Below are 1,146 nucleotides of genomic sequence, written 5' to 3' on the forward strand. Positions count from 1 at the left end.
GTTATAGGAGGGATGCAGCATGATGGGACACCAAAGCAGACAAATGGCAATGCTTTTCGTAGATATAGAGTCACTGATTCCAGAAACCCACCTGCTGCGGAAGATCGAGCGGATGGTATCCTTTGATTTCATCTATGATCTTCTGACGCCATATTATCCGGCAACAGGCCGTCCATCTGTCGACCCTGTCAGTATGTTCAAAATGCTCTTGATCGGATACCCGTATGGCATCAAATCAGAGCGGCGGTTGGTGGAGGAAGTTCAGCTCAACATCGCCTACCGATGGTTTTGCGGATTTGAACTGGATGACACGATCCCAAATCACTCCACATTCAGCAAGACCAGAACACGAAAATGGCAGCAGAGCAGCCTTTTTCAGAAAGCCTTTTATGAAATAGTCAAGCAATGCATAGACAGCGGGCTGATTGACGGAGAAGCGATGGCTGCGGATGGAAGCTACATTCCGGCCAACATATCAAGAGAAAGCTGGATCAATGTAGAAACAGAAGTTGAACAGAGTATGCAAAGCTATCTCGATTCTTTGGATGAAGAGCTTTCCAATCAGCCGGGCTTCAAAAAGCCGCCAACAAAAATTGTAAGGAAGTGCTGTACCACCAGCCAAACGGATCCAGACAGCGGTTATATCAATCACGGCAGCAAACGCGGCATCGGGTATCTGATGGAAGCAACTGTGGACTGCAAACACGGCATTTTAACAGGCGTTGATGTATATTCTGCCAATGAGAAGGAAAGCGTCCTGATCTTGCGGCATTTGGAACGGCAAATCAATCTTGGCATCCCAATGAGCCGACTTGCTCTGGATCGCGGATATGAGACTGGTGCTGTTCACCGGGGGCTGGAGTTTCTGGGCATTACCGGATATATCCCCGCAATTCAGTTCTCCAATCCACCTGAGAAATATGGATTCTCCTACGATCCACAGCTCGACGCATTCATCTGTCCGGAAGGAGTTCCTCTCACATACCACAGACTAAATTGCAGCAAATCGACGGGCAAATATCTGCGTTGCTACCAGGTCGAGGGCGATGCTTGTATGCGCTGTCCAAAGCGGCCGGGCTGTTTTGACAAGGCTGGAATTCGGCGCAGAGTGCTGGCCAGCAGTTGCTATCCGGCATTTTTCAGAGG

At 49.1% G+C, this 1,146-nt stretch carries 1 protein-coding gene; it reads left to right on the forward strand.

All coding sequences use genetic code 11. The features are described 5' to 3' along the window. Positions 1 to 19: 19 nt before the first annotated feature. Positions 20 to 1,146 (forward strand): transposase (locus KQI26_RS15105; RefSeq protein ID WP_216505055.1); only part of this gene is annotated, 1,127 nt, incomplete at its 3' end.

It is taken from the genome of Intestinimonas sp. MSJ-38 (assembly GCF_018917925.1).
Classification (GTDB): Bacteria; Bacillota; Clostridia; order Oscillospirales; family Butyricicoccaceae; genus Pseudobutyricicoccus.